Source organism: Paenibacillus tianjinensis (assembly GCF_017086365.1).
Lineage (GTDB): Bacteria > Bacillota > Bacilli > Paenibacillales > Paenibacillaceae > Paenibacillus_AQ > Paenibacillus_AQ tianjinensis.
The window spans coordinates 4377013-4402391 of the sequence record NZ_CP070969.1; the positions used below are offsets into that span (position 1 = coordinate 4377013).

18 protein-coding genes are annotated in these 25379 nt (G+C 48.1%); 1 reads left to right on the forward strand and 17 read right to left on the reverse strand.

All coding sequences use genetic code 11. From position 1 onward, the window contains the following. Positions 1 to 122: 122 nt before the first annotated feature. Complete coding sequence (splB, locus tag JRJ22_RS20500) at positions 123 to 1199, forward strand: spore photoproduct lyase (RefSeq protein ID WP_206105224.1); 1077 nt, start codon at positions 123 to 125, stop codon at positions 1197 to 1199. Positions 1200 to 1204: 5 nt separating this feature from the next. On the opposite strand, the gene JRJ22_RS20505 is transcribed toward splB, so the two are convergent. The 17 genes from JRJ22_RS20505 to JRJ22_RS20585 form a co-directional block, all read right to left on the reverse strand. Then, the gene (locus JRJ22_RS20505; RefSeq protein ID WP_206101261.1) at positions 1205 to 1918 is read right to left on the reverse strand and encodes a cytochrome c biogenesis CcdA family protein; all 714 of its coding nucleotides are present in this window, start codon (positions 1916 to 1918) and stop codon (positions 1205 to 1207) included. 67 nt (positions 1919 to 1985) lie between these two features. Then, the gene (locus tag JRJ22_RS20510) at positions 1986 to 2789 is read right to left on the reverse strand and encodes a metal ABC transporter permease (RefSeq protein WP_206101262.1); all 804 of its coding nucleotides are present in this window, start codon (positions 2787 to 2789) and stop codon (positions 1986 to 1988) included. Between the two features lie 510 nt (positions 2790 to 3299). After that, complete coding sequence (locus JRJ22_RS20515; RefSeq protein WP_054941513.1) at positions 3300 to 4049, reverse strand: metal ABC transporter ATP-binding protein; 750 nt, start codon at positions 4047 to 4049, stop codon at positions 3300 to 3302. A 33-nt stretch (positions 4050 to 4082) separates the two neighbouring features. Beyond that, the gene (locus JRJ22_RS20520) at positions 4083 to 5066 is read right to left on the reverse strand and encodes a metal ABC transporter substrate-binding protein (protein WP_206101263.1); all 984 of its coding nucleotides are present in this window, start codon (positions 5064 to 5066) and stop codon (positions 4083 to 4085) included. A gap of 161 nt (positions 5067 to 5227) precedes the next feature. After that, positions 5228 to 7252, reverse strand: a complete 2025-nt coding sequence (metG, locus tag JRJ22_RS20525) for a methionine--tRNA ligase (RefSeq protein ID WP_206101264.1) — start codon at positions 7250 to 7252, stop codon at positions 5228 to 5230. Between the two features lie 370 nt (positions 7253 to 7622). Next, complete coding sequence (gene yidD / locus JRJ22_RS20530) at positions 7623 to 7886, reverse strand: membrane protein insertion efficiency factor YidD (protein WP_206105225.1); 264 nt, start codon at positions 7884 to 7886, stop codon at positions 7623 to 7625. 1 nt (position 7887) lies between these two features. Beyond that, on the reverse strand, positions 7888 to 8349 hold the full coding sequence (locus JRJ22_RS20535; RefSeq protein ID WP_206105226.1) for a Fur family transcriptional regulator: 462 nt from the start codon (positions 8347 to 8349) through the stop codon (positions 7888 to 7890). A gap of 214 nt (positions 8350 to 8563) precedes the next feature. Then, positions 8564 to 10795 carry a stalk domain-containing protein gene (locus JRJ22_RS20540; RefSeq protein ID WP_206101265.1) on the reverse strand — a complete coding sequence of 744 codons (2232 nt, stop codon included), beginning with the start codon at positions 10793 to 10795 and terminating at the stop codon, positions 8564 to 8566. Positions 10796 to 11213: 418 nt separating this feature from the next. Beyond that, a complete protein-coding gene (locus tag JRJ22_RS20545; protein ID WP_206101266.1) occupies positions 11214 to 12005 on the reverse strand; it encodes a response regulator transcription factor in 792 nt (263 codons plus the stop codon). Next, a complete protein-coding gene (locus tag JRJ22_RS20550; protein WP_206101267.1) occupies positions 11983 to 13836 on the reverse strand; it encodes a cache domain-containing sensor histidine kinase in 1854 nt (617 codons plus the stop codon). The genes JRJ22_RS20545 and JRJ22_RS20550 overlap by 23 nt, the downstream gene beginning before the upstream one ends. A gap of 27 nt (positions 13837 to 13863) precedes the next feature. Next, positions 13864 to 14694 (reverse strand): carbohydrate ABC transporter permease, encoded by an 831-nt coding sequence (locus tag JRJ22_RS20555; RefSeq protein ID WP_206101268.1) that lies wholly within the window; start codon positions 14692 to 14694, stop codon positions 13864 to 13866. Beyond that, positions 14694 to 15578 (reverse strand): carbohydrate ABC transporter permease, encoded by an 885-nt coding sequence (locus tag JRJ22_RS20560; RefSeq protein WP_206101269.1) that lies wholly within the window; start codon positions 15576 to 15578, stop codon positions 14694 to 14696. The genes JRJ22_RS20555 and JRJ22_RS20560 overlap by 1 nt, the downstream gene beginning before the upstream one ends. Positions 15579 to 15675: 97 nt before the next feature. Next, complete coding sequence (locus JRJ22_RS20565; RefSeq protein ID WP_206101270.1) at positions 15676 to 17079, reverse strand: extracellular solute-binding protein; 1404 nt, start codon at positions 17077 to 17079, stop codon at positions 15676 to 15678. Between the two features lie 325 nt (positions 17080 to 17404). Further along, positions 17405 to 18145, reverse strand: a complete 741-nt coding sequence (gene pflA / locus JRJ22_RS20570) for a pyruvate formate-lyase-activating protein (RefSeq protein ID WP_206101271.1) — start codon at positions 18143 to 18145, stop codon at positions 17405 to 17407. A gap of 134 nt (positions 18146 to 18279) precedes the next feature. Further along, positions 18280 to 20541, reverse strand: a complete 2262-nt coding sequence (pflB, locus tag JRJ22_RS20575) for a formate C-acetyltransferase (RefSeq protein WP_206101272.1) — start codon at positions 20539 to 20541, stop codon at positions 18280 to 18282. Positions 20542 to 20801: 260 nt separating this feature from the next. After that, on the reverse strand, positions 20802 to 23423 hold the full coding sequence (adhE, locus tag JRJ22_RS20580; RefSeq protein WP_206101273.1) for a bifunctional acetaldehyde-CoA/alcohol dehydrogenase: 2622 nt from the start codon (positions 23421 to 23423) through the stop codon (positions 20802 to 20804). A gap of 355 nt (positions 23424 to 23778) precedes the next feature. Then, entirely contained in the window at positions 23779 to 25251 is a 1473-nt protein-coding gene (locus tag JRJ22_RS20585; protein ID WP_206101274.1) for an ABC transporter substrate-binding protein, read from the reverse strand. Positions 25252 to 25379 lie beyond the last annotated feature (128 nt).

Sequence of the window (25379 nt, forward strand, 5' to 3'; positions counted from 1 at the left end):
TTCTGCCGCTCCTTGGCAAGTCCTCCGGCGCTGAAACGCCACCGTTAGCGATGTTTACCATGGTTTCAGCAGCCCGGAGAAAGGCACAATATCGGTATGACCATCCAAAGGAGCGTGAATCCATGACGATCGCAGCACCTGAACGCCCTGCCGTAAAAAAACAAAGAAAGCCCACCGGTTTGTTCATCCCTGAGCTTGTTTTTTTTGAGCCGGATGCGCTGAATTACCCCAAAGGGGAGCAGATTATGGAATGGGTCAAAGCCCGTAACATCCCCTTCCGGATGACCACGTCGCATAACCGGATTACGAATCTGCCCGGTGAAACGGAAGTGGAGCAATACAAAATTGCCAAACGGACACTTGTAGTCGGTCTTCGAAAGACCCTGGCTTTTGACCAGTCCAAACCTTCAGCCGATTACGCCATACCCATTGCCACCGGCTGTATGGGCCACTGCCATTATTGTTACCTGCAGACCACACTTGGCGCGAAGCCTTATATAAGAGTATATGTAAATACAGGTGATATCCTGGACGCCGCCAAAAAATATATTGATGAGCGTGCTCCCGAAATCACAACCTTTGAAGCCGCATGTACCTCTGATCCCCTGGGGCTTGAGCATATTACTGGTTCACTGTCAGAACTGATTACTTTCATGGCCGCTGAGCCGCTAGGCCGGCTGCGGTTTGTTACCAAATACCAGCATGTAGACCCGCTGCTGAAGCTTAATCATAACGGTCATACGCGGATCCGCTTCAGCATCAATGCCGATTACGTAATCAAAAACTTTGAACCCGCCACTTCCCGCTTTGAGGAACGGATTGAGGCTGCCGGAAAGGTTGCCCGTGCCGGTTACCCGCTCGGCTTCATTATCGCGCCGATAATCTGGCATGACGGCTGGGAGGAGGGCTACGCGGAGCTGCTGTCCAAGCTGGCAGAGACATTACCGCCGGACGCTGGTAAAGGCCTGACCTTCGAGATGATTCAGCACCGGTTCACCAAGACCGCCAAAGCCGTCATCGAGAAACGTTATCCGAAATCCAAGCTCGAGATGGACATCGAGAAGCGAAAAAAGAAATGGGGCCGCTGGGGGCAGAATAAATATGTCTATCCCGATGAACAGCAAACCGCCCTGCGTGAATTCATCACAGAGCGGATCTTTGAACATTTCCCGGAAGCGGGCATAGATTATTTCACCTAAAGCAGTTAGAACTTCAGCCAGTCCGGCGTCACTCCCTGGAGCCAGATTGTAATCCGGAACATTTGATCCGTGAACAGCAGTAAGCCCATAAAAATCATCAGCGCACCGCCAACCTTCATCAGAGCATTCGAATATTTAAGAATGCGCCGGGCACTTCCGATGAAAAAGGCCAGTGCAAAAAATGGCAGCGCGAACCCGATGCTATAAGCTGTGATCATGGTGAACCATGTGGTTGGATCACTGGCCGAGAGCGCGATAATCGCTGTCAGAATGGGCCCGATACACGGTGACCAGCCTGCAGAGAAGCCGATGCCGAATATGAAGGACCCGGCATACCCTGCCGGCTTCCATTTCAGATCCAGCTTACGCTCGCGCAGCAGAAACTGCGGCTGGAATATACCAAGCAGGAACAGCCCCATGACGATGATCAGAATCGCCGACAGCTGGCGGATCAAATCCCGCTGGCCGTTGAAAAATTGCCCGAACAGCCCGGCACCGAAGCCGAGCGTATAGAACACTGCCGAAAAACCCAAAATAAAGGCCAGCGTATGCGAAAGGGTCCGGAAACGGACCTCTTTGCTGTCGCTGCCGTTTTTTATCTGCTGGACCGACAATCCGGTAATATACGATAAATACGAAGGATAGAGAGGCAGGCAGCAAGGGGAAATAAACGACGCCACTCCAGCGGCAAAAGCGATTCCTGCATTCAGATTGGACAAAGCGGCAGCTCTCCTTTCGGATTCCGGGTCACTTTATGTATTGCAATTCCCGCAGGTGCTTGATCAATTAGGCAGGCAGCCCCTTTTTACCGATCAGGGTCAGGGTGAGCATTGCGATAAGCAGGAGGACGATTGTCGCTCCGGGTGCGAGATTCCATACTCCAGCCACAACCAGACCGCCGACAACGGCGATTTCCGCGATAATCACGGACAGCACCACCGATGACTTAAAGCTGCGTGACAGCAGCAGACTGATAGCTACCGGAATGGTCAGCAGTGCAGATACGAGCAGGGAACCGACAATTTTGATTGCAGTGCTGATGACCAGTGCCGTCAGTACTGTAATCAGCATATTGAGCAGCTTTACAGGCAGTCCGCTGACACTTGCCGCATCCTCCTCAAAGCTCAGCAGGAAAAATTCTTTGAAGAAAAGCGTAACGGTAACAACAACTGCAATAGTCACTATCCCCACTACAACCAGATCCGTATTGTCAAGCGTGTAGATACTTCCGAACAGATAGCTCATTACATCCGCATTATACCCTTTGCCCAAGGTAAAGAACAGCGAGGCAAGCGCCACACCGCCTGACATAATAATAGCGATTGACAGTTCGGCGTAGCTTTTGTAAGCTTTCCGCAGCTTTTCAATGGCAAAAGAAGCTATCACTGCAAAGATCAGACCTGCTCCAAGCGGATAGAATCCGGTCAAAAAGCCCAGCGCCACCCCGGCAATGGTTACATGTGCCAGCGTATCCCCAATCATGGACAAACGTCTTAAGACAAGAAAAACGCCTATAAGCGGCGCCGTGATCCCGATCATCAGCCCGCCCGCAAGCGCCCGCTGAAAAAAGTCACTGAATAGGATTTCCAAGATAATATCTCCTCTGAAATTGAATTGCATTTTAAGATTTTTGTATAAAAAATTTCGATCCCTCCCAAACCCTTCCTTCCAAGGGAGGGCTCCAAGGGCTCTGCCCTCTGGACACCCGCTAAGTGCAACTGGCGTATGAGGTTCGCATACAGGTAACTAGATATTGCGAGGAAGGATCGCTTTCGTCCCTTACAGGGACACGCTTAACCTTGGATGTGTTTAGTGCCTAGGTATAGAATAGAGAGCGACGGGCAATAAGTGTACTTCATACAATTAAAACTGGCAGAAATGTTATTTCTAACAGAATAAATGCATTCTGTGCAGCTATTTTTGCAAAAAAGAACGGTTTGGGCAATTCTCTGCAGATATAAGTGTACAAAGTGCAATAAATGTTACTCTAGAGCTTGATAATTAGTTTTAATTGCAGAGAATACAGTTATTCGTACACAGTAATCCTAACATTTTTAGTTTAGTGCTAGTGGCTATCCTCAGATCGCAGATCCCATCGCTTCACGTCAGCGTATGCTGCAGGTTCTCTACCACGCAATCCTGGGCCTCGTGGGAGTGGCGGCAGTAGAAGTTGATTTTGCCGTTACTCTGCACGGGCTCGTTGCCCAGATAGCTTTTGATCATGTCAATGTCATGCGATACCATCAGGAAGGTCATGTGGTGGTGGGCATGCATATGGAAGATAAGATCAAAAAATCCCGCCTGCGTCTCCGCATCAATCCCCACCGTAGGCTCGTCCAAAATGAGCAGATCCGGATGGTTGATCAGTGCACGGGCCAGGAATACACGCTGCTGCTGGCCGCCGGACAGCTGGCCAACTCTTTTCTCGGCGATATCCTGAATCCGCATAACTTCCAGCGCGTCCTCGCACTGGCGGTGCTGAGCCTTGGATACCCGGCGGATCAGGTTTTTATTATTATACAGCCCGGACAACACGACTTCACGGACCGTGGCCGGGAACAGCGGATTAAAGGCATTTTTCTGCGGAACATAGCCGATCCGTTCCCAATCCTTAAATTTGCGCACCGACTGCCCGAACAATTTGATGTCACCGCCGGTTGGGGGCAGCAGGCCGACGATCATCTTCATCAATGTGGTTTTGCCGGCTCCATTTGAACCGATAATCCCAAGAAAATCACGTTCCTTCACCGTGTAATTCAGACCGGAAATTACCTTCTGCTCTCCGTAGGAGAAGGACAAATCCTGTATTTCAATCATATGCTGATGGCAGTCCAGGGATACCGATTGCATGTGTTGTACCGCCTTTCCCTTATACTTTCCTTTTTATTGTAAAGCCAGAATCAGATTTTGCAAATTTTTCTCCATCAAAGTGAAATAATTATCCCCGTTCTTCTCCTGCGCTTCGGTCAGTCCCTCTACCGGATTCAGTACCATCGTCTTTACACCCGCTTCGCCTGCCAGTGTTTTGGCCAGCTTATCGGAGACTAATTCTTCGAAAAAGATATACCGGATGCCCTCCTCTTTCACGAGTGCAGCCAGGTTCACCAGATCCTGACCGCGCGGCTCCGAATCCGGCGACAAGCCCATGATGGCATGCTGGGTCAGGCCATAGTCGCGTGCCAGATAAGAAAAAGCCTGATGGGAGACAACGATCTCTTTATTCGGCATCTTGGCAAGCTCTGTCTCGAATTTGCTGTCCAATGCCTGCAGACGCTCAGCGAGCTTATTATAACGCTCCTCATAGCCTGCTTTATGCTCCGGATCAACTGCAATCAGGCTCTCTTTAATATTTTCCGCCATGATCAGTGCCGATTTTGGACTTACCCAGGTGTGGGGATCCGTATGCAGACTGTCACTGCTGCCTTCCGCCGCATGATTCTCCGCTTCTTCAGCTTTACCGTGATCATGTCCGTCTTCTTCATCAGTCATGATATAATCCACGCCCTGGCTGACTTCAACAGCCTTGGTTTTACTGTCGCTTTCCAGACTTTTCAGGAAATTCGGCACCCAGCCCTCAAGGCCAGCTCCATTGTACAGGAATAACTGTGCCTTGGAGGTATTGATAATGTCCTGGCTGCGCGGTGTCCAGTCATGGGGCTCCACCCCAACCGGCAATAGATTGATCGCATTCACATCTTCGCCGCCAATTTCACCGGCAAATTCATATATGGGATAAAAAGTTGTGACCACGTTTACTTTTCCCTCGACAATACTCCCGCTGCTTTTAGTGCCGCAGGCTGCGAGCATCAACAGAACCGGCAGGGCAAGTGCAATCAGCAGTCCTCTGTGCAAACCTTTGAAAGACATAGTAACTATCGACTCCTTAAATCGTAAATTTTACTATGAGAATTATAATAGTAATCGTTACGATAAGTCAACACCGAACTCTCCCTGAACGGCAGGATGAAAAAGAACGCCTGCAACCGTTCCCGGCATGCTGGCGTTCTTATCGTCCTATTGATTCATGTTTACTTAACAATAGCTCCGTTTGGCATACTGTCCGGAACCGTAGCGATCGTCAGCTGGTCGCCTTTGGAGGCCGCCAGTATCATGCCTTGCGACAGCTCTCCGCGCAGCTTCACCGGCTTCAGGTTGACAATGCAGATAACTTTGCGTCCTACCAGTTCTTCTGGTGTATAGAACTTGGCAATCCCGGAAACGACCTGCCGCTGCTCATATCCCAGATCCAGCTGCAGCTTCAGCAGCTTATCTGCCTTCTTAACGGGCTCTGCTGCGATAACCTGGGCCACGCGCAGCTCGGCTTTGGCGAAATCGTCGATGCCGATTTCTTCTTTGTGCTCTTCCTCCGGCTCCGATTCGGCGGGAACAGGAGCTGCAGTTGCCGTTACAGCTTCCGGCTCGGCGGCTGCCGGCTTGCTAGCGCCCATCGCCTCTGCGATGTAGGCCACTTCCACAGCAACGTCAAGCCGCGGGAAGATAGGGTCTCCCTTGGCCAGCCTAGTTCCGGCTGGAATCAGGCCAAAGGTTTTGCCGCTGTCCCAAGTAGTCAGTTCCCCCGGCTGAATGCCAAGCTGCTCCCAGATTTTGGCCGGTGTGCCGGTAAGGAACGGCTGCAGTAGGATTGAGGCTGTCCGCAGTCCCTCTACGAGATGTCTCATTACCGATCCCAGCTCGCCAGCTCTGCTCTCATCCTTAGCGAGCACCCACGGCTGGGTTTCATCGATATATTTATTCGTCCGGCTGATGAAAGCTCCAATCGCTGCAAGCGCCACGGAGAACTCCATCTTTTCCATGGCTTCTTCCACCTTGACATAGGTACTTTGCGCTGCCGCTTCCAGCTCCCCGTCAAAAGCAGTAACCTGGCCTGCATAACCCGGAAGCTCGCCGCCGAAGTATTTCTCGACCATAGCTCCAGTGCGGTTCAACAGGTTCCCGAGATCATTGGCGAGGTCGTAGTTGATCCGGTCTACGAAGCTTTCCGGTGTAAATGTGCCGTCCGAACCGAACGGAACCTCACGCAGCAGGTAGTAGCGCAGCGCGTCCAGACCATAGCGGTCGATCAGTGTTACCGGGTCAACGACATTGCCTTTCGATTTGGACATTTTTCCGTCTTTCATCAGCAGCCAGCCGTGGGCAAATACCTTCTTCGGCAGCGGCTCACCCAGCGCCATCAAAATGATCGGCCAATAAATGGTATGGAAGCGGACAATTTCCTTGCCGACGATATGCACATCCGCAGGCCAGAACTTATCATATAAGCTGCGGTCCTCGGAACCATATCCCAGAGCTGTAATATAGTTGGTGAGCGCATCTATCCATACATAGACCACATGCTTATCATCGCCTTTTACCTTTACGCCCCAGTCAAACGTTGTACGCGAAACCGCAAGGTCCTCGAGGCCCGGCTTGATAAAGTTGTTGATCATTTCGTTCTTGCGTGATTCCGGCAATATAAACTCCGGATTCTCCTCATAGAACTGGATCAGCCGGTCAGCATATTTGCTCATCCGGAAGAAATAACTTTCTTCCTTGACCAGTTCAACGGGATGGCCGCTATCCGGGCTTTTGCCTCCGGTAATATTGCCGTCCGCATCACGTTCGATATCCACAAGCTGAGTCTCGGTATAGAACGTCTCGTCCGAAATACAGTACCACCCCTCGTACTCCCCTTTGTAGATATCTCCCTGCTTCAGCAGGCGGTCAAAAATATCGGCCACCACTTTTTTATGGCGCGGTTCGGTTGTACGGATGAAGTCATCATTGGAGATATCCAGCTTGCGCCACAGATCTTTAATGCCCTCGACAATCCCGTCAACAAACTCCTGAGGCGTCTTGCCGGCCTTGCCAGCCTTCTCTTCGATCTTCTGCCCATGCTCGTCGGTACCGGTCAAATAACGGACCTCATAGCCGCGCAGCCGTTTGTAACGGGCCATTGCATCACCGGCAACCGTCGAATAGGCATGCCCGATATGCAGCTTATCACTTGGATAATAGATCGGTGTCGTTAAATAAAATGTTTTCTTCTCGCTCATTGGTAGGGGTCATCCTTTCGTCATGACAAATCTCTTAATACTAATTAACGCAAAAAACTCCCGCCCCTATATGGGGCGAGAGTATACTCACGCGATACCACCCAAAGTTCCCCGGCTCTTCACAGAGCACAGGCTTCGCCAGTTCCCCTGAAGGGAACTGTCCATTAACGCTGGAACACGCTGTTATCTTACCAGAGCCGGTGTATTATCCGCTCCTGCTCGAACACAGTTCCTCCCGGACCATATTCAATCTGTGTACCATACCGGTTCCCAGCACTTCCGGCTCTCTGTAATGGCCAACCCGATCTACTCATCCGTTCCTCGGAATTCTTGTTATTCTCCAAAATATACCCAAAAATAACCCGCCCTGTCAAGTCGTGCGGGCAGAGCTCTCACCAGGCGGCTGATCTTCCCGAGGCGGCACCGGGTCCAGTCCTCCGGGATGGAAGGGATGGCATCTGGCAATCCGCTTTGCGGCAAGCCATGAGCCCTTCACCGGGCCGTGCACCTCTATCGCCTCTAGCGCGTATGCTGAGCATGTCGGATAAAACCGGCAGGTCGCAGGCTTCAGCGGTGAGATGAACTTGCGGTATACCCGGATAGGAGCTTGAACTGTTCTGCGCAGGCTAGCCATATCAGCGGCCTTCTTTGCCATGAGCAGCTACGGCTGAGTCTTCCTCACGGCTGCTTTCACATTCCTTACAATAACCGAACACCTCAAATTTATGCTTGACTACCCGGAACTGATCCGGGGTATCCGTTAAATTCATCGGGCAGAAATGGATCGGGTAAGTCTTCATACACTGAAGGCATATCATATGATGATGATGGTGGTCCTGACTGCAGCTGGCCTTGAACTTGACGCCTTCTTCAAATACCACCTGCTCCAGCACACCGAGCTCCTCCATCACACGCAGATTGCGGTAGACCGTATCGAAGCTGAGTCCGCTGTACTTGCGCCCCATATGATCGTAAACATCCTTCGCCGACAAATATCCCGTATTCTCGCCGAATAACTTGGCAAGCGTTTTGCGCTGATCGGTGATTCGCAGACCCTGCCCCGACATTGCTTCCAGTATTTGTTCTGTCGACAGCATTCGCTCATCTCCCATAACATAAGTCATTGGTGTTACACTCTCTTTATAATGCCCCAAAACAAATGCCCCGTCAATGAAGTGCCTCCGTTGTTTTCGCCCGTAAATTGTAATTACTGCACCTCAGCTAACCCGCATATATAAAAAAAACCGGCTAAAGCTCCGTTAGGAAGCCATAACCGGTCTGGACTGTACATACTTGGCTAATTGCTTAATGCTATTGTTTCAATGCCGGAAGCGGCGTGAAGACAAAGTTAACCGGGAGGTTGCTTCCGGAAGCCACGGAGAATACGATATCTACCGGACCTTCATAATTGCCGGAGCGGTAGACTACAGCATTCATATCCGAGCTGGACAAATTGCCCTTATTCGGCAGGTTGACAATAGTATTATTCACCATTAAGGAGCCAAGGTAATTCCCTCCGCGCGGGTTGAACGTAATTAGTGTGTTTGGTGCAACGCGTTCGAGTCTGATTTTGTACAGCACACCGAAGTTTCCGGCATTGGATGCTGTGGTTCCGGTCATCGGATCCATACCAATCAGATTCAAGTCATTCTTGTTATCACCAAGCACAAGCTTAGCTTGAGTAGTGCCGACCACATCGCTCACATTAATGATCCGTGTGGAATTCGGGTAAGTTCCGCGGTTGTGCACGCCGTCACGGTCCAGAATCGGGAGTGTAGGCAGCAGAGCTACGGGGTCCTTACTTTCTTCAACCATCACCACATTGTATTGAACGGTAAGGTCACTGAATAGATCGGCACTAAGCGACAGTACTTCGCCAGGCTTCATAGACACTTTATTGATATCCGTCAGGATTGGCATGCTCTGGCCCGGCTGAAGCGTCACTGTGCTGTATTTTTCATTAGTCAGCATGGAAGTGTAATACTTCAGGATCGAGATTTTACCGGTATATTCCGGGGAAGTAACCGGACCGGCAATCCCTGAATATTGCGTTGTAATGGTTGTCGGGTACAGATTGTTGTTGGTCGCGATAACATACAGCTTCTGTCTTGTAGACATATTGTTCATATGATGAACCAGGAAGCGTGTCTTGCCGACCGCTGTTTCACGGTACAATATTCCTTCAGTATTAACAGTCTCCGGGCTGTTGCTGCGGATCAGTAAATAATCCTCGGATGAAGTGGTATTATTCACATTTGTCAATCCAGGAATCATTCCGCCATCCATAGAAATAATGTCTCCCGGAATTGTAAACAGCTTCGCTACTTCGTCCTGGGTATATAATTGCTCGCTGGTAATATTAATGGTTTTCTCAAAAGTGCTGCTCAAACCGTGCTTATCGGTTACTTTCAATTGAATCGACACCGGACCTGGATTAAAGAAAGCCAAAGCGCGGTTCGTCCACTCAGCGGTCAGTGCCTCATTTTCCGGATCATAGCTTAAATCAGTAAGGGTTACCGGCTCACCCATCTTGTACTCTTCTTTGTCGGTGGTGAAGTTAGCAACCGGCGGCTGGTTAGGCTGCAGCACATTAATCGTCACAGAGTAAGGGTCACTTAACACCCCGTTTGCATCCCGGACGGAGTAAGTCACTGTATAATACCCGGGCTGATCATACATATCCTGCTTATTACCGCTCCAGATTTCTTCAAGAATGGGTGTTCCATTTGGAGAAGAACTAGTGGTTTTATAAGTTACAAAGGTCTGGCCTGCATAAATTTCCGTTGGCTGAACGCTAAAAGTAGCTGTCGGCTTCGTGTTTAGTGTCAGAATGACACGTTTCCCTATGTTATCAACCGTATATGGAATCCCGAGCGCGTAGGTAATGGAGGTCAAAGGAACCATAAATGTTCCTTTATATTGGTAAGCCGGACCTTTCATCGTCACTTTGCTGCCGTTTACGGTATAAATTTTGCTGTCCGTTTTGAAACGCATCACACTGGTGCCTTTGGTAACAATAACTTCTTTAGTTTTGTAATCATAGGTGTAACTCACACCCACCATCTCCACCATAGCGCGAATGGAGACATAGGATACTCCGTATTTGACAGCCATCGGCTGGTTGGCCAGATACGGGGTGCCGTTCTTGTACATTTTATTGCTGTTCATCATAAGTATAAGCTGATTGGAGGTTGCTGCATAAACGGCCGTCACTGTGTTTACCGGCTGGGTATTAATCCCTTCAGTCGCAGCGGGAACTGCAGGCTCCGACGGAACCGGGGTCACTGCCGGGGTCACCGCCGGGGTTGTTGTTGCCGTAGGATTCGGGGTTGCTGTTGGTGTAACCGTTCCGGCTGGAACTTCACTTGGCAGCGGATCGGTAGCCTCCGGCTGAAGCGTCACCTCAGACACCTGAGCAGCTTCTGCTGCATAAACAGTGCTGGATACCCCTGCGGTACTGACCGGTACGGCAAACGCCGGAACGGCTGCTGCAGCTTGCGATACAACCAATGCAGCGACTAATGTTAGTTTTTTCAAATTCATGGTATGACTCCTTCTGCTCCCATTTGTAGTCTATAAGGCAGTAATTTATCTCTCTGATCCTTATATTCCCCGCATAACATAATCCTCCTCAAAAAACAGGAGGTGATGTTTTGCCACGCCCATTTTACAAAACATAGTATTAGACGCATCGAACCTCAAAAAGTTTCATTCACTGCAAATAAAAAATAACTTGAAAATACATTTTTTACTTCACCTTACAGTTACCTGCTAAGAAGTACCGCAGCCACCCAACTCCATCTCACAGAACCTAGATCATACCATTGACTGCCATTTCAGTAAACACTTTTGCCTATGCGCTTCAAACAACAAAGACGATTCCCCTTAAACAGTAAGGTTAATCGTCTTCTCCAGTTAGCATTTAAGTAAATCTGCCATCTGATTGTCCGGGACACAGGTTTCACTGCTTCTCCGGGCGCTTCTTCTGATCACGGTATTCTTTGGGCGTCATTCCCGTCTGCTTCTGAAACACCTTGGTAAAATAACGCCGCTCCTGATACCCCACACCCGAGCTGATCGCCGTAATGCTCTTGTCCGTGCTGGAAAGCATGAATTTGGCGGCTTCAATCCGCTGCTGGGTAACATATTCCACGAAAGTCATCGCAAAACGGTTCTTGAACAACAGGCAGAAATAGCTGCTGCTGATACCGATCCTGCCCGCGACCTCCTCTATGCCGAGATCATAGCTCAGCCGTTCGGAAATTATTTTTGCCGCCAGATTCATCAGCTGATCCGGAGTTTTTTTGGCCGAATCCTCTGCGGCAGGCAGCTCCTGAAACAACGGGATGCTGTTGTACAATTTGTCCTTATACTGCCTGTTGCGGATTTGCGTACCGATTTCACGCACCTTGTTGCCAAGCTCTCCATAATGAATCGGCTTGCAGATATACTCTTTCACCCCAAGCCGGATGGCTTCTCTGGCGTAATCGAATTCCTGATATCCGCTCAGCAGCAGCACTTCACTCTCCAGCCCCATTTCCCGCAGCTTGCCAATGAACGTCAGTCCGTCCATCACCGGCATGCGGATATCACAAAGCACAAGATCCGGCGCTTCCTCCTCAGCAATCCTCAGTGCCTCCATGCCGCTGCGCGCCATGCCTGCAACTTCCATCCCCATCTCCTGCCACGGCAGCACTTTGTTGAGATTGTTAAGGATAGGGGCTTCATCGTCAACCAATAATACTTTTAGCATAATGATCTTCCCCCTGCTCGTATTTAGGTATGACGCATTGGATAATCGTACCCTCACCGGGGCTGGCACAAATGAAAATCCCGTATCTGTCGCCGTATTCAATCCGGATCCTGTCAGCTACACTCCGTACGCCAAGCCCTCTCCGTTCCTGGTGAATGACCTGTTCCGCCTGGCCGCCCGTACTCTGCTCCGCCGAATCATTGATCATGTACTGGAACATAGAGAGCTGGGCGGAAGTCATGCCGATTCCGTTATCCTCTATTCTCAGAATTAGATTCCCCTGATCCTCCCAGCCCTTCACGCTAACCCGGCCATGATAGCCGATCCCCTCGAACCCGTGCTGGATGCTGTTCTCCACAAGCGGCTGCAGCGTCAGCTTAAGAATCCCACATTTCATAAGCTCCTCCGGAATATCGATCTCATAATCGAATACATCCTCGAAGCGGAATTTTTGGATATCAAGGTAATTTCGCAAATGGGTGACTTCCTCCTGTAGGGTGATTTCATCCCTGTCCTGAATGCTGATTCGCAAAATGCTGGCCAGACGGTAGACCATTTCACTGACTTTGCTTCCTTCGTTCTGGACGGCGAGCACATTAATAGATTCCAGTGTATTAAACAGAAAATGCGGTTTAATCTGCGCCTGCAGGACGCGCATTTCCGCCTGGTTTTTCCGCCGCTGCTCCACCTGAATGCGATTGAACAGCATATTAATTTTGTCCATCAGATCGTTGATCCCTTTGGCCAGCAGCGTCATCTCGTCATTGCCCTTCTCCTCAACCCGTGTCGTGAGATCACCATCCTCAACCCGGCGCATAAAGCGGACAATAACAGCAATTCCGCCGGTAATCCGGTTCATGAAGAACAGGTTGAAAATGACCGCCGCCAGAAAACACAGGAATATCACAGCGACAAACCAGCGGGCAAATACAGTAACTTCACGGGATAAAGAACCCCATGAGGTCACCGAAACAAGGCTCCATGGATAGTCCTTCAGATGATAAACAGACAGAATGCTCTTCTCTCCGCCAAATTGTGTTTTGAAGCTCTGAAAGCCTGGCTTATAGGTAATATGCTTAGTGGTAAAAGAGCTTAAGCTCTGGCCGTCCAGATTGCGGTCCGGGTCGAGCAGTATCATTCCGTCATCATTCACAAGCATAAACGAAACCTTCTGGTTACTGCCGCCAATTTTCAAATTACGGAAGATGGATTCGAACTCCCAGTTTTTGATCTGTACTACAAGAATACCGATATTCTGAAAGAAGCTCAGCTCTTTGATCAGCCGGATTTGCGTAAATACCGCTTCTGTTCCGGTCAGTTCAGGATACTCATGCGGGGCCAGCCATTTCGGCACTCCGTTTAGCTCCATAACCTCCTGGTACAGTGCACTCCCTTTGAATTTGTCATAGGGTAGCGTCCGGAAATTTTCTTTGGTGAAGACCGAGACAATCTCTGAGCTGCCTTTTCCATTAAAATTGTACAGAAAGGCGTAACTGATCGAAGGATGGTTATAGAGAAGGCTACGGAAATTGCGCTGGCTGGCATTCAGACTGAGCTGTTCGGCATCGGTCAAATCCTGCTTGGAGGGATCATCCGCACTAAGCGCCATATGAAAAACGGAGGTGGCAATTCCGTTGTCCGTTACATTGTTCATATCCTTGAAAACATTGGAAATGCTGTAGCTGATCGCTTTGAGTGAATACTCCGACTGCTGGCTGTATTTCTTCTCAATGGAATTATAAGTTACGAAGAACATAATCATGCCAAGGATAAATAACGGAATAATAATCAGACCCAAAAAGGCTGTGAACAATTTATAGCGCAAATTCATCGGCTGCGCTCCTGACTGTGATTAAGGTTATCCTTTTACGCTGCCTGCCGTTACGCCTTCAATTATTTTCTCCTGCAAAACAGCATAGATAATGACCACCGGCAATACGCTGTAGACAATACCGGCAGACATCTGCGCATAGTTCATCTGATACTGATCACGGAATTGGACCATTCCCACCGGAAGCGTGCGCAGCTCATCATTCGAAAGAAAATAGTTAGCCAGCAAAAATTCATTCCAATTTCCCAGGAAATTGACGATGAACACTGTAACCATGGCGGGAACCGTCAGAGGTACAATAATCTTAGCAAAGATGCCCGGAGCCTTCAACCCATCCATTACCGCCGCTTCCTCAATTTCACTGGGCAGAGATCGCATAAAGGCGGCCAGAATGATAATTGTAAACGGAATTGCATTGGCAATATAAGGGATAATAAGTGCCCAATGCGAGTTCAAAATATGCAGCTTCCGTACAATGGTATAAATCGGCAGCATCAGCGCATTATTCGGAATCAGCATCCCAATCAATACCAGCGAGAACAGGATTGTGTTCCATTTCCCCTGGCGCATCCGTGTGACCGCGAAGGCAAACATCGAAGCCAGCAGGATCGATACTACCGAGGCCAGGACCGAAATGTACAAGCTGTTAAAAAAGTACGTGCTGATCTTAGCGTTTACCCACGCCTCTACATAGTTGTTAAACACAAACTCCTTCGGGATGCCGAATGGATTCAGGGCGATCGAATTATTGTCCTTTTTCACGGAGGAGAAGAGTACGAATAAGAACGGAAAAAGAACCACTAAAAGATAGCCGAGCAGCGCGATATGGGGCAGACTTTTCTTCAAGGTACGCGGCATCAGTATTCAATCCTTTCACTACGCCGGTTAAACAGCAGCTGATATAACGCCGTAACAACAAGCGTAAACACGAAGATTAGGACCGCAATGGTGTTGCCGTAACCGTATTTAAAGTTGGTAATGGCATATTTAATCATATAGGTGGCCATGACTTCTGTTGAGCCCGCCGGTCCGCCTTTGGTCATAACAATAACAATATCGGCAGCCTTCATCGCCCCAGCGATGGAAAGCATAATCACCACAGAAATAATCGGCACGATCAGCGGCAGAGTAATGCGGGTAGCCCGCTGGAAGCCGGTAGCACCATCAATCGCTGCTGCCTCATCGAGCTCACTGGGAATGGAGAGGATTGCCGCCAGCACCATAACGATGTAGAATCCGGTCCATTGCCAGGCATTTGTAATCAGAATCGACAGCATGGCAAAACGCTCATCCGACAGCCAATAAATCGGCTCCACCCCGAACAGCCCCAGAAGCTTGTTGAACAGACCAATATTAGGCTCATAAATAAATCCCCACAGAATACCGATTACTGCGGTGGACATAATGGAAGGCATAAATACGGCTGTTTTATATAATCCTTTGAGCTTCTTCACATTGGCAATCAATAAAGAGAAGAAGACAATCAGTGGAACCTGTATAAATACGGAAAAGAGGATGAACCAGCCGTTATTCTTCACAGAGACCCAGAAGCGATCATCGCCGAGCGCCTTCTTGAAATTGTCCAGCCCGGTATATTTGACGGTATCTGATACGCCGTTCCAACTGGTGAAGCTATAATAGATTGAACTGAAGATCGGGTAGATGAAGAATACAAAGAACAATGTAAGTGCAGGAATTACGAACAGGATGAAGACCAAGGGGTTTCTGAGTGCTTTATTCATGACTACCTCCGATAGCTTTGACATCTGGAAAAGATTAGGCCGGAGTGTAAAAATGTACCCTGGAGCAAGCACCAGGGTACATTTCATTGGCTGCTGCTTACTCCACTGCTGCGTTCGCTTCTTCCTGAACCTTCTGCAGCGCTTCACCCATCTTCTCAGGTGTAGTCTGACCGCCGATCAGCTTCTGAATTTGAATATTGCTGATTTCGGTCGTTACATCCGCCTGTACCAGAGAGTCGAATGCCGGGAAGGAAGACTCCGAGCTGTTTAGCACCGCCACAATTTCACTCATCAGATCATCAGTGATATTCTTGTTCAGCACCGCCTGATCAATCTTCATCGCCGGAAGCACACCGTCTTCCACCAATCCGCGCAACTGCATTTCTTCATTGTACATATTTTTGATGAAAGACTTCACTGCGGCAAGCTGACGTTCGTCTTCACCTGCGGAAGCGGAGAAGCCATAGCCATTGTTCACGTCACGCATCAGGGCCGTCTGATCGCCTACCCCGCCTTCGACTGCAGGAATATTGAAGAACCCTACTTTACCGATCAGCCCTTCGCCGGATTGACCAGCCTTGAATACAGAGGATTTCCAGGTTCCGTCATACATCAGAATCGCTTCACCGCTAGTGAACTGGGTGGTATATTCAGCATATTCGAACCCGAGCTCACCTTTTTTGAAGTAGCCTTTGTCGACCCATTCCTTGTATTTGGCGAACCCTTTCACAACATTAGGATCATTCCACTTCGCTTCACCTGTGGCAAATTTCGCCGTTACATCCGGACCCGCATACCGTGACCACAGATGGTTAGCCAGCATCAAGGGTACCCAACCGGCCTTGGACGCGCCCGCCATCGGCACTTTGCCGTCAGCCTTAATATCAGCCAGCTGCTGTTCCAGTTCAGCGAAAGTAGTAGGAGCTTTCCAGCCCTTGCTTGCATAATATTCTTTATTATAGAAGAATCCTTCACCCGAACCGCCAATCGGTAGTCCATAGATTTTGCCCTCATAAGTAAACGGATCCAGATTGGAGAATTTATCCTTGATACCGAGCTCTTCGAGGATCGGAGTAAGATCTAGCAGCTTGCCTTCTTTCGCGTAGATCTTGGAATCAGGGCTGCCGAACAGGTCGAAAATTTCCGGTGGATTACCGGCGGCCATTTCACCGCGCAGCTTTTCTTTGCGGTTCACATCCGAATCCACACCATCCAGCTTGAAGGTCAGACCCGGCACCTCTTCCTGCACTTTGCCGACGACATCTTCCAGAATCGCCAGGCGTTTTTGTTTATCTGCACCTACCTGAGTATGACGGATCGTCATTTCAAAAGGCTCCGTGTTCACCGGTTCTTCTGTAGCCGGGGCATTGGTTGCAGCAGTCCCGCTGTTAGTTGCAGCGGCTTCGCCATTGTTGCCTGCATTATTATTATTGCCGCAAGCCGTCAGTAGAGCTGAGGTGACAAACATTAGGGACAAGAGCATTGTTATACTTTTTCTCATTACGGGTGACCCTCCCTGGTTAATGATTTATGATTTCCCTTACAACTCTTATTATAGAAAACAGACTTTGTAATCGTAAGGTTAAGATTCATCTACAATAGGGATAAAAACCTCTAATGTAAGCGAATACAACAGTATTTAGTCACATATTAAGTTATATTTAGTGACATAATATTAAAAATCCAATAAAATCACAACTTCTTTTTGTCATAAAACCTATACACATTGGGGGATACCTCTACATATCCCCCTTAACCGGACAGCAAAAAACCGTTCCCGCAGTATGTTAGCTACTGTCAGGAACGGCTTCATTTAAATGCATTCATTACTTTACCAAAGCTGTCTCTTGACGTCCTTCTTCGATCAGCCGGTAAGCGCGCTGCACTTCCTCTTCTGTCGGTGAAGGTACCCCTTCAAGCTCATAGGGACGGCCAAGTTCTTGCCATTTATAGATCCCCATCTGATGATACGGCAGGATTTCAAACTTCTCAACACCGTTCAGGGTTCCGATGAACCGGCCAAGATTCAGCAGGTCTTCTTCCTTGTTATGAATGCCGGGAACATACACATGGCGGATCCACATTTTACGGTTATGATCAGAGAGCCAGCGGGCCAATTTCAAAGTTCGGTCATTCGATTTGCCGGTCAGCTTGATATGCGCTTCATCGTCGATATGCTTAAGATCCAATAATACAAGATCAGTAACATCTAGCAAATCACTGATTTTTGAACCGTCATTATAGCCGTTGGTGTCCAACGTTGTATGCAGATTCCAGCGTTTCTTTACTTCTGTGAACAGCTGCTTCACAAAATGCGCCTGCAGTGTAGGCTCACCGCCGGAAACCGTCAATCCGCCGCCGGAAGAGCGATAATAGTTAATATAAGGCTCAATTTCAGCCAGTACATCTTCGAGGCTCATTTCTTTGCCTTCATTAAGACCCCATGTATCCGGATTATGACAGTACTGACACTTCAATAGGCATCCCTGCATAAACAGGACAAATCGAATTCCGGGTCCGTCTACAGTACCAAAGGTTTCTAAGGAATGTATATGTCCATTAGCCATATGATGACTTCCTCTCAAAAAAAGCTTAAAATTTTAATGATTTTTTAGCAAGATTTTACCGCCCCTGAACCAAGGGCGGTATCACCTCATAGCTATTGCTAATATACAAAGACTATATTACTCAGTTCTTTATATTACATTGTACCGTGGAAGGTACGGTTAATTACATCCAATTGTTGTTCACGAGTCAGCTTGATGAAGTTAACAGCATAGCCGGATACACGAACAGTCAATTGCGGATAGTTCTCAGGGTGATCCATAGCATCGATCAGCTGTTCACGGTTAAATACGTTAACATTCAAGTGCTGAGCGTTGTTGTGGAAGTAACCGTCCATCATGAATACCAGGTTGGACTTACGGGATTCTTCGTCTTTTCCAAGCGCCTTAGGCACGATGGAGAAGGTATTGGAGATACCGTCTTGTGCATCAGAGTATGGCAGTTTGGCAACAGAATTCAAGGAAGCCAGTGCGCCTTTCTTGTCGCGTCCATGCATTGGGTTAGCACCTGGAGCGAACGGTTCACCTTTCTTACGTCCGTCAGGAGTAGTACCTGTTTTCTTTCCGTATACCACGTTTGAAGTGATAGTCAATACCGATTGAGTCGGTACAGCATTACGATAAGTTTTGTTTTTGCGGATCATTGTCATGAAGGTTTCAACCAGTTCAACCGCAATGCTGTCAACAGCATCGTCGTTGTTACCGTAGCAAGGGAATTCACCTTCAGTTACAAAGTCGATTGCAATGCCTTGTTCGTTGCGGATCGGTTTAACCTTCGCGTATTTGATTGCGCTCAGGGAGTCAGCTGCAACGGACAGACCGGCGATACCACAAGCCATCGTACGCAGGATGTCACGGTCATGCAGTGCCATCTCGATGCGTTCGTAAGAATATTTGTCATGCATATAGTGGATGATGTTCAGGGTGTTGACATAAGTCTTAGCCAGCCATTCCATCATAGGTTTGAAGCGTTTCATTACTTCGTCGTAATCCAGATACTCGGAAGTGATCGCCGGGAATTCAGGTCCAACTTGTGCGCCGGACTTCTCGTCTACACCGCCATTGATTGCATACAGCAAAGCTTTTGCCAGGTTGGCGCGGGCGCCGAAGAACTGCATTTGTTTACCGATGCGCATTGGGGATACGCAGCAGGCAATTGCGTAATCTTCGCCCCAGTATGGACGCATTACATCATCGTTCTCATATTGGATAGCGCTGGTTTCGATGGAAACCTTGGCACAATATTTTTTGAAGCCTTCAGGCAGTCTTTCGGACCATAATACAGTCAAGTTTGGTTCCGGAGCAGGACCCAGGTTATACAGGGTATGCAGGAAACGGAAACTGTTTTTGGTTACGCGTGTTGTTCCGTCTTCAGCCATACCGCCGATGGATTCAGTTACCCATGTAGGGTCGCCGGAGAACAACTCGTTATAGTCAGGCGTACGCAGGAATTTCACGATACGCAGTTTCATTACGAAATGGTCAACAATTTCTTGTGCTTGCTCTTCAGTAAGAGTGCCTTCTTCGAAATCGCGCTGTGCATAAATATCGAGGAAAGAAGATACGCGTCCAAGGGACATTGCCGCACCGTTTTGCTCTTTAACTGCTGCCAAATAACCGAAGTATACCCATTGAGTAGCTTCCTTGAAGGTGTTGGCCGGTTTGGAAATATCAAGACCGTGTGCTGCAGCCATTTCTTTCAGTTCGCCCAGAGCGCGGATTTGCTCCGACAGTTCTTCACGCAAACGGATTACATCTTCACTCATGAAATCAACTTCAAGTTCACTTAGCTGTTGTTTCTTATCTTTGATCAGGAATTCGATACCGTACAAAGCAACGCGACGGTAGTCGCCGATGATGCGTCCACGGCCGTAAGCATCAGGAAGACCTGTGATAACGCCCGATTTACGTACAGCTCTCATTTCTGGTGTATATGCATCAAATACGCCTTGGTTATGCGTTTTGCGGATGTTCGTAAACATTTCGACAATGTTATTCGGAAGTTCGAAGCCATAAGCCTTAGTGGCGTCGATCATCATTTTGATACCGCCGAATGGTTGGATGGAACGTCTGAAAGGAGCATCAGTCTGCACGCCTACAATTTGTTCCTTATCTTTGTCGATGTAGCCTGGTTTATGGGAAGTAATAGTGGAGACAGTATCCAGGGAAATGTCCCATACGCCGCCTTTGTCTCTTTCTTCCTTACTCAGCTGGGAGATGATCTTCCACAGTTCAGTGGTGTTGCTTGTAGGACCTACGAGGAAATCTTCATTTCCTTCGTAAGGCTTGATGTTTGTTGCGATAAAGTTGTTAACGTCAACTTTCTTGGACCATTTACCTTTTGCAAAACTTCTCCAACCGGACTTTACTTCTTGTACATCTTTTTCAATCACCGACATGCTAAATCCCTCCATATATATTTATAATATTTGTAGAGATCGCGGGCTTGAAGGTTAATCCCGTGTCTCGTGATCCCAATGATATGGTTGTTATAAAATTCACAATCGCGACTTCATATCCGGGAACGTTGTTTATATAAACATTTTAGTTTATTTTCTCAAAAAGGACTGTGACAAATATCACCTTTCCGGTGATATTTGTCACTACCATCTAGTCCCATATTAACCTTTAAACTTCTTTTTTGCTAAGCAAGCGCCAATTATACGTCGAATCTTCCGTAGAATGCGTTGCGGTATACATCAGCCAGCTCAGTTACCAGCGGCAGTTTAGGGTTGGCAGTAGTACATTGGTCTTCAAATGCACGGTCAGCCAGGTAATCTACACGCGATTCGAAATCCTTAGCATCGAAGCCAAGCGCCGAGAACGACTCTTCGATACCGAGTTTTTTGTTCAGATCGCGGATTGCATTGATCAGGCTAGTTACGCCTTCTTCAGTAGTGCGGGCCGGCAATCCCAGAATGCGGGCGATTTCGGCATAACGCTCGTCAGCTACGAAGTGCGAATATTTAGGGAACGAAGCGAACTTCGTAGGTTTTTTGGCATTGTAACGGATAACGTGCGGCATCAGGATGGCATTGGTACGACCATGCGCTGTGTGGTATTGACCGCCCCATTTGTGCGCCAAGCTGTGGTTGATGCCCAGGAACGCGTTAGCAAAAGCCATACCAGCGAGTGTCGATGCGTTATGCATTTTTTCACGAGCCAGCTTGTCGCCAGTCAGCGCTGATTTTTCCAGGTACTGGAATACCAATTGAATTGCTTTGATTGCCAGACCATCGGAATAGTCACTAGCCATTACAGATACATAAGCTTCAATTGCATGTGTCAATACGTCCATACCGGTATCAGCAACAGCAGTTCTAGGCAAGCTGTATACAAACTCTGGATCAACGATCGCAACATCTGGAGTCAGCTCATAATCAGCCAATGGGTATTTAGTATTGTTGCCAGTTGTTTTGTCAGTAATAACTGCGAACGGAGTTACTTCCGAACCTGTACCCGATGTTGTTGGGATTGCAACGAATTTCGCTTTGTTGCCCAGCTCAGGGAATTTGTAGACACGTTTGCGGATATCCATGAATTTCTGTTTCAATCCGTCAAAGTCAGCATCCGGGTGTTCATAGAACAACCACATTCCTTTTGCAGCATCCATTGGGGAACCGCCGCCGAGTGCGATGATGCAGTCCGGTTGGAATCTGTTCATCATAGCAGTACCTTTTTCAACTGTAGTAGTCGATGGATCCGGTTCAACTTCCGAGAACACTTCAATTGCTACAGGTGTTTGGCGTTGACGCAGATAGTGCTCTACTCTTTCTACATAACCCAGTTTAACCATCATAGGGTCCGTGATGATTGCTACACGGCTGATGTTAGGCATTTTAGTCAGGTACTGAGTGGATCCTTTTTCGAAGTAAATTTTGTCAGGTACTTTAAACCATTGCATATTCACGGTACGACGGTTCACCCTTTTCACGTTGATCAGATTGATTGCAGTAACGTTCTGCGATACCGAGTTGCGACCATAAGATCCGCAGCCCAGGGTAAGCGAAGGGATATTCGTATTGTAAATGTCGCCGATGGCGCCATGTGTCGAAGGCGAGTTCACAAGAATACGTCCTGTTTGCAGGCGGTTCGAGAACTTCATGATAACTTCTTCATTGTTGGAGTGGATAGCCGAGCTGTGGCCCATGCCGCCAAATTCAACGATTTCTGCAGCGCGTTCGATACCTTGGTCTGCATTTTTAACTTTGTAGCAAGCCAGAACCGGGCTGAGCTTTTCAGCGGACAGCGGATATTTAGTGCCTACGCCTTCGATTTCAGCTACCAGAATCTTCGTGCCGGCTGGAACCTGAATACCGCACATTTCAGCGATTTTCACTGCCGATTGACCTACGATTGCCGGGTTAACTGCGCATTTTTCTACGTTCATTGCGCCGTTGGTCAGCTTAGCAGCTTCATCTTTGTTAACGAAGTAGCAGCCATTCGCGATCATTTTCTTCTTCACTTGGTCAAAAATTGCTTCTTCAATAATAACGGCTTGCTCGGAAGCACAGATCATACCATTATCAAAGGTTTTGGAAAGGATGATGTCTGTTACTGCTTGATCGATGTTAGCACTCTTCTCGATGAAGGCAGGTACGTTACCAGGACCTACGCCGAGTGCCGGTTTGCCGCAGCTGTAAGCTGCTTTAACCATTGCCGATCCGCCGGTTGCCAGGATCAGTGCAACGTCAGGATTGTTCATCAGTGCGTTTGTTTTGTCCATAGTAGGAAGTTCAATCCATTGGATGAAGTTCTCAGGTGCACCAGCTTTAACGCCTGCATCATGAAGAATTTTGGCTGCTGCCGCGCTACACTCTTGCGCAGATGGATGGAAACCGAATATAATAGGATTACGTGTCTTAGCGGCGATCAATGCTTTAAACATCGTGGTGGATGTTGGGTTGGTTACCGGTGTGATCCCCATTACAATTCCGACTGGTTCAGCAATCTTCTGGAAGTTGTCATAAGTGTTATCTTCAATAACGCCTACTGTCTTGTCGTACTTAATTCCGTGCCAGATATATTCAGTTGAGAAGATATTCTTCGTAATTTTGTCTTCGTATACTCCGCGTCCTGTTTCTTCGACGGCCAATTTCGCCAGGTACATATGTTTGTCGAGACCTGCCAACGCCATTGCATGAACGATTGTGTTAACCTGCTCTTGATCTAGCTCCATGAACGCATCCAGGGCTTTCTTTGCTTTATCCACCAAAGTCTGAATATACTCTTCAGCGGTGGTTTGTTTCACTTGGGCGGCGACTTCGTTTTTAACTGCCATCTCCCTCGTCCTCCTGTCAATTTTTAGGTTGTTTTTCTCTACACATTTATCTTATCACATCCTCCTCGTCTTGTATAGTGAATTCTTTCACAAAGTATAAAGTTTTTTTGATTTGTTTTCAAAGCGCTTTCATTCAATCATAATCAGGTTCTAGTTCCATTTTTTATAAAAATATTTTGGTAATATTTATATTACGGTTTCATGTTGACTTTTGAAACCCAGGTTCTCCAGGTTCACGAGAATTTGAAATTGCTGCTTTTTGTCTGATTTTGACAAACAAAAAAACAAGACGGCTGTTCTCCCGATTCAGAAGAATGGCCCGTCTTGTTTTCATTTCTGGCGTTACCAGCGTATTCTATTCTACTTTAATAGTATCGAAGAATTTCTCCTGCACCGTTTTGGCGGCAGCATCCAGCTGCGCTTTGGAGTCTGTGCCTTTTTTGGAGAACAGCTCCTGGATCACATTGGACATAGTTGCATAATAATCCTGAGTGTTGTACTGTGCTTCAGGCTTACCATCCAGCAGAGCCATAATGTCAGGGTTGTATTGGTACACAATGTCGGAATACTTGTCGTATACGGCTTTTGTTTTCTTGCCGAAATCAGAATCAGCAGCATAATAGTCCAGAAGCGGCGGGATAAAATACTTGCCGTCCGCCTTGCGCTGCTGCAGAATCGCATCTAGCGCACCCAGGCCTTTATCAGAGAAATAATCAAATGTAATATAGCGGAAGGCCATTTCCTGCTCATCTTTAGAAGCGTTCGGGTTGATTACGAGGTAGTCGCCGCCAAGTACTCCAGTATGCTTGCCGCCTTTTTGAGCTGCCGGCATTGGATAGGTGAGCACATCCTCCGGTTTGAGTCCGCCCTGGTTCAGTGCCTGTTCAATGACGCCGTCGGAGCCGGCCATTACCATCGCTGTACGCCCCTGCTGGAATGCCCCGACTGCATCCCCCCAGCCTAGTGCCCAGTCCTGCGGAATAGCATTCGCTTCCCATCTCAGCTTTTTATAGAAATCCAGTGCTTTTACCCCTGCTTCGGAATTAAAGGTAGCAACGACCTTGCCGCCCTCCACATTCTGGATCTCCCCGCCGGCTTCGAACAGGAAGTTGGTCCAGTTCCAGCCAGCTTCATTACCTTTCCCCATTGGGGCGATTCCGGAAATCCCTTTTTTGGGATCAGCTACCCCTTTGGCGGTGTTCAGCATATCATCCCAGGTCCAGTCCATCGCCGGAACGGCTACGCCTTTGTCATCCAGCATCTTCTTATTAATCATTGTTGTGGTTACATACCCTTTTTGAGTTACACCGTAGACCTTACCGTCAATGATGAACTGATTTTGCAGCACCGGATTGATCTGATCCTTGTATTCATATTTGTTCCACAGCTCCGTAATATCAGCAGCCCAGCCCTTTTCCACCAGGAATTTGGCTTCTGTAGCATAGGTGTTAAAGAAGGTTGGCGCTTCATTGGCGGCCATTTTCACTCCGATTTCACTGACATTGTACTGCCAGTCGTCCTTGATTATCTCTACATTCGGATATTCCGTCTGAAAGCGTTTGATCCGGTCGTCCTCCTGCGCCCGCATCTCTGTCAGGTCAGGCGTCGGATAGTGGATTTTGATCGTTACTTTTCTCTGGGTAATATCATCGGCAGGTGCATTTGTTGCAGCAGTATTTGTTTCCGTATTTGCTGTGGCAGGTGCCGGAGACGCTTCCTCCCCTGTATTTCCCTGGGCATTTCCGTTGTTGTTATTGTTGCCGCCGCAAGCGGATAACAACGAACCGGCCACAAGGAGACCTGCTAATACGCTGGAAAATTTACGCATTGAAACTCCCCTTTTCAATTCATAATTAACTTACAAATTCATCTTAAAAGAGAAATCGTTTACAAACGAGGTGTATTTATATTCCTTTCATGTGCAGGTTTACGATTCCATATAAAACCGGTTATCCG